Here is a 7,302-nt window from a genome sequence, read left to right on the forward strand (position 1 = left end):
CCTTAAAAGCGGGGCGCAGCCCCGCCCTCCAGGGGCGCGGGGAACTGCGCGGCCAACCCCCACCGGCCCGCAGGGTGCAGACGGCCTTAGCCCCCGTCTTTCAGGGGCGCGGGGAACTGCGCGACACGCCCCCACCGGCCCGCAGGCGAAGTGCGTCGGGAAGCAGGTCAGTTCGAGCCGGGGGTCACCACTCCCGACTCGTACGCGCAGATGACCGCCTGGACCCGGTCCCGCAGCCCCAGCTTGCTGAGCACGTTGCTGACGTGCGTCTTCACCGTGTGCTCGCTCACGAACAGCGTCCGGGCGATCTCCGCGTTGGACAGCCCTCGCGCCAGCAGCCGCAACGTCTCCTCCTCGCGCGCGGTGAGAACATCCAGCCGCGCCGAGGAAGGCGACGGCGCGGCCCCCGCCCGCCGCCGCTGGATGATGTCGGCGACCAGCCGCCGTGTCACCGAGGGCGCGAGCAACGAGTCCCCCGCCGCCACCACCCGCACCGCGTGCACCAGATCGTCCCGCCGCACATCCTTGAGCAGGAACCCGCTCGCGCCCGCGTACAACGCCTCGTACACGTACTCGTCGAGGTCGAACGTCGTCAGCATGACCACCCGGCACGCGGACTGCGCGCACACCAGCCGCGCGGCCTCCAGCCCGTCCATCCGGGGCATCCGGATGTCGAGGAGCAGCACGTCCGGCGTGTGCCGCTGCACGGCGGCGACCGCCTCCACGCCGTCCCCGGCCTCCGCGACGACGTCGATGTCGGGCTGCGCCTCCAGGATCATGCTGAAGCCGCTGCGGACCAGTTCCTGGTCGTCGGCGACCACCACCCGGATGCTCACCCCGGCGCCACCTGCCGGTCGCCGGCCACGGGCAGGCGGACGACGACACGGAAGCCGCCGTCCCGGCCGGGCTCCGTACGGGCGGTGCCCCCGCAGGCGGCGGCCCGCTCACGGATGCCGATCAGCCCGTGCCCGCCCCCGCCCGGGGCGGGGGCCGCCGGACCCCGCCCGTCGTCCGTCACCGTGAGCGTCAACTCGGTCTCCGTCCAGTCCAGTTCGACCCGCGCGCAGGAAGCGTACGCGTGCTTGACGGTGTTGGTCAGGGCTTCCTGGACCACGCGGTAGGCGGCGACCTCGGTGTCCCGGTGCAGCGGGCGCGGCTCCCCGGTGCGCCGCAGCTCGACCCGTAGCCCGGTCGTGTCGCCGACCTGCCGGACCAGACCCGCCAGGGCCGCGACGCCCGGCTGCGGCAGCCGCTCCGAACCACCGTTCAGGGGCTCCTCCTTGAGGACGCCGAGGATCCGCCGCAGCTGGACCATCGCGTCGCGCCCGGCACCTGCGATGGCGTCGAACACCCCCTCCGCGCGCTCGGGATCGCTGCGCACGACCACGGGCCCGGCCTCGGCCTGCACCACCATCAGGCTCACCGCGTGGGCCAGGACGTCGTGCATGTCCCGGGCGATGTTCGCCCGTTCCCTGGCGACGGCCCGCGCGGTGTCGGCGGCCCGTTCGCGTTCCAGGCGGCGGGCCCGGTCCTCCAGTGCCGCCGTGTACGCCCGCTGGAGACGGGACAGCACCCCGAAGCCGTAGGCGCTGACACAGCTCAGCAACTGGAAGGCGTACTCGAAGGGTTCCGCGTCCTCCTTGTGCGTCATGGTCAGCGCGACCCCGACCAGCCACCCCACCAGCATGACCCGCCGCTGCCAGGGCCGGCCGACCGCGGCCATGGTGTAGAGGACGACCAGTCCGCCGTACATGATGTCCGGCGGCGGCGCGTGGTAGACGGCCATGGCGGGGGTGAACACCGAGACCCCGCAGGCGGCGAGGAACGGCGCCCGGCGCCGCCACACCAGCGGCAGCGCCGTACCGACGCCCAGCAGGAACCCCTGCCAGGTCAGGCGGTCGTCGCCCTCGTCGGGAAACATCCACTGCAGTGACGCGGCGAACAGGACGAGTGCGGCGAGCGCGATGTCGACGACGTACGGGTTGGCCGTGCGCAGGCGGGCGACGGCGGGGCTGATCCAGGGGGAGGCGGACGAGGCGGGCATGGGCGGCTCCTCGGGGAAGGGGCCGTGCCAGTATCGGCGCGGGGCGGGGGCCGCGTCCTCACCGGTGAGAGGGATATCGACCGGCTCTCACCTCGGCTCTCACCAAAGGGCCGGGGAAGCTCGCTCCGCCCTCACCCGCCCGACGGCTCCGGCTGCCATCCCAGGGCCCGGGAGATCCCGCGTGCGGCTAGCCGTACCGCGGGGATCAACGCCGGTGTCTGCGCGCCGCGTTCGGGCACCACGACCGAGACCGCCGCCGTCACCGGGCCGCCCGGACCGCGTACCGGAGCGGCCACCGACAGGGCATCCTCGGTGATCTGACGGACACTCACCGCCACCCCGGAGCGCCGGACTTCGGCGAGTGCGCGGCGCAGGGCGGCCGGATCGGTGATCGTGTGCGGGGTGAAGGCGGCGAGCGGCCCCGCGCTGTACGTCTCCTGGAACGCCGGCTCGCAGTGGGCGAGCAGCGCGAGCCCCACCCCGGTCGCGTGCAGCGGCCAGCGGGCGCCCACCTGGATCTTCACGCCGACGGCGGAACGGCCCGAGATCCACTCGATGTAGACGACCTCGGAGCCGTCGCGCACGGCCAACTGCACGTTCTCGTGCGTGGCTTCGTACAGGTCCTCCAGATACGGCAGCGCGATCTGCCGCAGCGCGAGCCCGCGCGGGGAGAGCGCAGCCAGCTCCCACAGCCGCAGACCGACGTGGTAGATCCCGTCCGCGTCGCGTTCCAGGGCGCCCCAGTCGCTGAGCGCGCCCACGAGCCGGTGCGCGGTGGTGAGGGAGAGCCCGGCCCGGCGGCTGATGTCGGTCAGGGAGAGCGCCGGGTGCTCGTGGTCGAAGGCAGCGAGCACGGCCAGCAGCCGGCCGGGCGCGGACAGGGAGGTCATGGCCCGTGCCGTTCTACGCGCCGGAGTCGAGCTCGGTCTCGGCGACGCGCCGCAGCAGCGTGTGCAGGATCTTCCGCTCGGCGGGGTCGAGCGGCCCGAGCAGGTCGTCCGTGACCCGTAGCCCCGCCTCGCCGGTGCCGCGCAGGAAGGCACGCCCGTCCCCGGTCAGTACGACGATGCGGCTGCGGCGGTCGTCGGGGGAGGGGCGGCGTTCGGCGAACCCGAGCTTCTCCAGGTCGTCGACCAGGCCGACGATCGCGCTCGGGTCGTAACCGAGCCGCGAACTCAGCTCCCGCTGGAGCGCGCCCTCGGTGGTGGCCAGGAAACGCAGCAGCGCGTAGTGCCGCAGCCGCAGTCCCGACTCCTGAAGGAACGAGTTGAACATCTGCCCCGAGCGCAGGCCCATCCGGTACAGCAGGTAGCCGGTGTCCGCGTGCAGTCCGCGCATCCACGGTTCCTGGGCGTCGATCGGCGCGGCATCCGTGGGCGAGGGGTCGGTGACATGCGGCTGGCGGGCGATGGCGGGCTCCCTGGTCGTGGCCCCGCGGGGGCTCGGTACTGCGTCCGTACGGGACCAGCATGGCGTACGGCCGAGTCGGCAACAATTATTGACGTCAACAATCATTGACCTTAGCTTCGATCTCGTCACCCACCACTCCGTCACCCCACCACTCCGTCACCCCACCACTCCGTCACTCCCACCCACGTCACCTCCCCACCCCGTCACTCCGTCGCCTTTGAAGGGACCTCCGTGTCCAGCATCGATCTCACCGGAAAGGTCGCCGTGGTCACGGGTTCAGGCCGTGGCCTCGGCCTGGCCTACGCGCACGCCCTCGCCGCCGCCGGCGCCCGCGTGGTCGTCAACGACGTGGACGAGGCGGTCGCCGAGCAGGCCGTCGAGGCGATCACCGGCGCGGGCGGCACCGCCGTGGCCGAGGTGGTCGCGGTCGGCACCGCCGAGGCCGCGGACCGCCTGGTGGGCCGCGCGGTCGCGGAGTTCGGCCGCCTCGACGTCCTGGTCACCAACGCGGGCATCCTGCGCGACAAGGTCCTGTGGAAGATGACCGACGACGACTTCGACGCCGTGCTCACCACCCATCTGAAGGGCACCTTCACCTGCGCCCGTGCCGCCGCCGTGCGCATGCGGGAGCAGGGCGACGGGGGCACGCTGATCCTCGTCGGCTCGCCGGCCGGGCAGCGCGGCAACTTCGGCCAGACCAACTACTCCGCCGCCAAGGCAGGCATCGCCGCCATGGCCCGTACCTGGTCGATGGAGCTGGGCCGCGCGGGCATCACCGTCAACGCGATCGTGCCGGTGGCCGCGACCGCGATGACCGAGACCATTCCCGCCTTCGCCCCCTACGTCGAGGCCATGCGACGGGGCGAACCGCTGCCGGACTTCCTGCGCAGGGGCGAGGGCTTCGGCACCCCCGAGGACTGCGCGGCCCTCGTGCCGTTCCTGGCCTCCGAGGCCGCCCGCGGGGTGAGCGGCCAGGCCATCGGCATCGGCGGCGACAAGGTCGCGCTGTGGTCCCACCCGCAGGAGATCAGGGCCGCGTACGCCGACGGCGGCTGGACCCCCGAAGCACTCGCCGACGTCTGGCACACCTCCGTCGGCGCCGAACCGCAGACGGTCGGCATCCCCGCGCCCGCCCTCGCCCCCGCGCCCAAGGCCGCGGAGGCGTCATGACCCTCCCAGCGGCGATGAACGTCGACGACCTGGTCGCCATCGACGTCCACACCCATGCCGAGATCTCCTCCAAGGGCGCGTCCTCGCTCGACGACGACCTGCACGCGGCCTCCAGCGCCTACTTCAAGGTGGAGGGCAAGCGGAAGCCGACGCTGGAGGAGACGGCCGCGTACTACCGGGAGCGGAGGATGGCCGCCGTGATCTTCACGGTCGACGCCGAGTCCGCGACCGGCACCGAACCCGTCCCGAACGAGGAGGTCGCCGAGGCCGCCGCCGCCAACCCCGACGTGCTGATCCCGTTCGCCTCCGTCGACCCCTTCCGCGGCAGGGCGGGGGTGAAGCGGGCCCGCCGGCTGGTCGAGGAGTACGGCGTGAAGGGCTTCAAGTTCCACCCCAGCATCCAGGGCTTCTTCCCCAACGACCGTTCCGTGGCCTACGCGTTGTACGAGGTCATCGAGGAGACCGGCGCCATCGCCCTCTTCCACACCGGGCAGACCGGCATCGGCGCGGGCGTGCCCGGCGGAGGAGGCATCCGCCTCAAGTACTCCAACCCGCTGCACGTCGACGACGTGGCCGCCGACTTCCCGCACCTGAAGATCATCCTGGCGCATCCGTCCTTCCCCTGGCAGGACGAGGCCCTCGCGGTCGCCACGCACAAGCCGGGCGTCCACATCGACCTGTCCGGCTGGTCGCCGAAGTACTTCCCGCCGCAGCTCGTGCAGTACGCGAACACCCTCCTCAAGGACAAGGTGCTGTTCGGCTCCGACTACCCGGTCCTCACCCCGGACCGCTGGCTCGCCGACTTCGCGAAGCTGCCCGTCAAGGACGAGGTCAGGCCGAAGATCCTCAAGGAGAACGCGGCCCGGCTGCTCGGCCTCACCAAGCCGTGACCGGTCTCGCCAAGCCGTGACCGGTCTCGCCAAGCCGTGACCGGTCTCACCAAGCCATGAGCACACACCGCGCCATGACCGCGCACACCGAGCCGTAAGGGGTATGGCATGCGCAACGAGGGACTGGGGTCGTGGCCCGCCCGCCGGGCCCGCAAGACCCCGCACCGCACCGCCCTGATCCACCACGGCACGACACTCACGTACGGCGCCCTGTACGAGCGCACCACCCGCCTCGCCCACGCCCTGCGCGCCCACGGGGTGCGCCGCGGCGACCGGATCGCCTACCTCGGCCCCAACCACCCCTCCTACCTGGAGACGCTGTTCGCGGCCGGCACGCTCGGCGCGGTCTTCGTCCCGCTCAACACCCGCCTCGCCGGGCCCGAGATCGCCCACCAGCTCGAAGACTCCGGCGCGAAGGTCCTCGTGCACGGGCCCGCAGCCGAGGGGCTGGTCGCCGGCCTGCCGGGCAGCTGCGACGTGCGTACGTACATCGAAGTGGGCGCCGCTTACGACCAGTTGCTCGACTCGGCCGCCGGCGAGGCGATCGACGAACCCGTCGACGCCGACGACACCTGCGTCATCATGTACACCTCGGGGACGACCGGCCGCCCCAAGGGCGCGATGCTCACCCACGGCAATCTGACGTGGAACGCCGTCAACGTCCTCGTCGACCAGGACCTGATCGCGGACGAACGGGCGCTGGTGTCGGCCCCGTTGTTCCACACGGCCGGGCTCAACATGCTGACCCTCCCCGTCCTCCTCAAGGGCGGTACCTGTGTCCTGGTCGAGGCGTTCGACCCGGCGGCCACCCTCGACCTGATCGAACGGCACCGGATCACCCTCATGTTCGGCGTGCCCACCATGTTCGAGCAGGTGGCCCGCCAGCCGGGCTGGGCCGGCGCCGACCTGTCCTCGCTGCGCATGCTCAGCTGCGGCGGCTCACCCGTGCCGACCCCGCTCATCGCCGCCTACCAGGAGCGGGGCCTCACCTTCCTCCAGGGCTACGGGATGACCGAGGCCTCGCCGGGCGTGCTCTTCCTGGACGCCGAGCACGCGGTGGCCAAGGCGGGCTCCGCGGGCGTACCGCACTTCTTCAGCGACGTACGCGTCGTACGGCCCGGCCTCGCCCCGGCCGACCTCGCCGACGCCGGGGAGACGGGCGAGATCGTCGTACGCGGGCCCCATGTCATGCCCGGCTACTGGGGGTTGCCCGACGAGACCGCGGCCGTGTTCAGCGACGGCTGGTTCCGCAGCGGGGACGCCGCCCGGATCGACGAGGACGGCTATGTGACCGTCGTCGACCGCATCAAGGACATGATCATCTCGGGCGGCGAGAACGTCTATCCCGCCGAGATAGAGGACCGGCTCCTCGCCCATCCCGGGATCGCCGAGTGCGCGGTCATCGGCGTGCCCGACGAGACGTGGGGCGAGGCGCCGCGCGCGGTCGTCGTCGCACGCGAGGGGGTCGAGCTGGACCTCGACGAGGTCCTCGCGTCCCTCACCGGACACCTCGCCAAGTACAAGATCCCGAAGTCGGTGGTGCTCGCGGACGAACTGCCGCGGACCGCCTCCGGCAAGCTGCTCAAGTCCCGGGTCCGGCGGTGGTACGGAACCGATTCTCACTGAGGAGATCCATATGGCCATCACAGTGAACGGTGTCGACGAACTCAGGAAGCTGGCCGGGGGTGACCTCGGTACGAGTGAGTGGATCGAGGCCACCCAGGAACGGATCAACACCTTCGGTTCTATGTGTGACGGTGGGTGTTCGGTGCGTGGTCGGGTGCGGGT

7 protein-coding genes are annotated in these 7,302 nt (G+C 71.9%); 3 read left to right on the forward strand and 4 right to left on the reverse strand.

The genetic code is table 11. The features are described from left to right. Window positions 1-167: 167 nt before the first annotated feature. From ACFWGJ_RS39500 to ACFWGJ_RS39515, 4 genes are all read right to left on the reverse strand, one after another. Window positions 168-836, reverse strand: a complete 669-nt coding sequence (locus ACFWGJ_RS39500; protein ID WP_387333794.1) for a response regulator — start codon at window positions 834-836, stop codon at window positions 168-170. Further along, window positions 833-2,044 carry a sensor histidine kinase gene (locus ACFWGJ_RS39505; protein WP_387333795.1) on the reverse strand — a complete coding sequence of 404 codons (1,212 nt, stop codon included), beginning with the start codon at window positions 2,042-2,044 and terminating at the stop codon, window positions 833-835. The genes ACFWGJ_RS39500 and ACFWGJ_RS39505 overlap by 4 nt, the downstream gene beginning before the upstream one ends. A gap of 131 nt (window positions 2,045-2,175) precedes the next feature. Beyond that, window positions 2,176-2,934 carry an IclR family transcriptional regulator gene (locus ACFWGJ_RS39510; protein WP_387333796.1) on the reverse strand — a complete coding sequence of 253 codons (759 nt, stop codon included), beginning with the start codon at window positions 2,932-2,934 and terminating at the stop codon, window positions 2,176-2,178. A 13-nt stretch (window positions 2,935-2,947) separates the two neighbouring features. Continuing rightward, window positions 2,948-3,382: a MarR family winged helix-turn-helix transcriptional regulator gene (locus ACFWGJ_RS39515; RefSeq protein WP_387333797.1), complete on the reverse strand. Its 435-nt coding sequence runs from the start codon at window positions 3,380-3,382 to the stop codon at window positions 2,948-2,950. A 303-nt stretch (window positions 3,383-3,685) separates the two neighbouring features. On the opposite strand from ACFWGJ_RS39515, the gene ACFWGJ_RS39520 reads away from it, so the two are divergent. From ACFWGJ_RS39520 to menE, 3 genes are all read left to right on the forward strand, one after another. Beyond that, window positions 3,686-4,624, forward strand: a complete 939-nt coding sequence (locus tag ACFWGJ_RS39520; protein WP_387333798.1) for an SDR family NAD(P)-dependent oxidoreductase — start codon at window positions 3,686-3,688, stop codon at window positions 4,622-4,624. 14 nt (window positions 4,625-4,638) lie between these two features. Next, entirely contained in the window at window positions 4,639-5,514 is an 876-nt protein-coding gene (locus tag ACFWGJ_RS39525; protein ID WP_387333800.1) for an amidohydrolase family protein, read from the forward strand. A gap of 108 nt (window positions 5,515-5,622) precedes the next feature. After that, the gene (gene menE / locus ACFWGJ_RS39530) at window positions 5,623-7,140 is read left to right on the forward strand and encodes an o-succinylbenzoate--CoA ligase (protein ID WP_387333799.1); all 1,518 of its coding nucleotides are present in this window, start codon (window positions 5,623-5,625) and stop codon (window positions 7,138-7,140) included. The last annotated feature ends 162 nt before the right edge of the window (window positions 7,141-7,302 follow it).

The organism is Streptomyces sp. NPDC060205, assembly GCF_042728395.1.
Classification (GTDB): Bacteria; Actinomycetota; Actinomycetes; order Streptomycetales; family Streptomycetaceae; genus Streptomyces.